Below are 1,081 nucleotides of genomic sequence, written 5' to 3'. Positions count from 1 at the left end.
CGGGTACCACCTTGGCCGATGCAACCTATGCGGTGGTGGCGACGGTCACAGATACCGCAGGGAATACTGCAAGCACGACCAGCCAGAATGTGGTGATTGACACCAAGATCGACACCGACAATGACGGTCAAACCGTGACTTTCGATTCGATCACCAATGATACCGGTACCGCAGGCGACTTCATCACCAATGACAACACCTTATTGTTTAAAGGTACGGTCGATCTGGCTGATGGCAATACTTTGAGTGTCAGTGTGAACGGTATTACCTATAATACAGGCGACCCGAAACTAACTGTGGATGGCTCAGGCAACTGGACCCTAGATTTAACGGGCAGTCCTTTTATTGATGGTACCTATCCAGTGATTGCCACAGTGATCGACACCGCGGGCAATACTGCGAGCACGACCAGCCAGAACGTGGTGATTGATACAAAAGTGGATAAGGATGGTGATGGGGATATTGTAACCTTCGACTCGATCACCAATGATACTGGCAGTTCTAGCACTGACTTCATCACCAATGACAATACCTTGTTATTTAACGGTACGGTCGATCTGGCTGATGGCAATGCCTCAGTGTAACGGTCGGTGCGACCACTTACACCACTGCCGATCCACGCCTCACAGTTGATGGTTCAGGCAACTGGACGCTGGATTTAACGGGTTCGGCATTACTCGATGGTAGCTATACCGTAGTGGCAACAGTGACCGATACAATGGGGAATACTGGTAATTCAATTAGTAGAAATGTGGTGATTGACACCAAGATCGACACCGATAACGACGGTCAAACCGTGACCTTTGATTCGATCACCAACGACTCAGGTACAGCAGGTGACTTCATCACCAATGACAACACCTTACTGTTTAAAGGTACGGTGGATCTGGCTGATGGCAACAGCCTCAGTGTAACGGTCGGTGCGACCACCTACACCACTGCCGATCCACGCTTAACGGTTGATCCAACAGGGAATTGGACCCTAGACCTGACGGGTACCCCCTTGGCCGATGCAACCTATGCGGTGGTTGCCACAGTCACAGATACAGCAGGTAATAGTAAAAGTACCATTAGCCAGAAC

General features: G+C 50.0%; 2 protein-coding genes and 1 pseudogene. All 3 read left to right on the top strand.

Features of this window, described 5'->3' with window-relative positions; translation table 11 throughout:
• A partial coding sequence (locus F4W09_RS17240) for an Ig-like domain-containing protein (protein ID WP_215899329.1) occupies positions 1–584 on the top strand: 584 nt, incomplete at its 5' end.
• A 32-nt stretch (positions 585–616) separates the two neighbouring features.
• Positions 617–754: pseudogene (locus tag F4W09_RS17495) on the top strand (Ig-like domain-containing protein); the annotation flags it as partial.
• Positions 752–1,081: Ig-like domain-containing protein (locus tag F4W09_RS17235; protein WP_418655100.1), on the top strand; the 330-nt coding region annotated here is incomplete at its 3' end. The pseudogene F4W09_RS17495 and the gene F4W09_RS17235, both read left to right, overlap by 3 nt.

The sequence above is a fragment of the Acinetobacter tandoii genome (assembly GCF_008867985.1).
GTDB classification, from domain to species: domain Bacteria; phylum Pseudomonadota; class Gammaproteobacteria; order Pseudomonadales; family Moraxellaceae; genus Acinetobacter; species Acinetobacter tandoii.
This window is presented reverse-complemented; position numbering and strand designations above follow the sequence as displayed.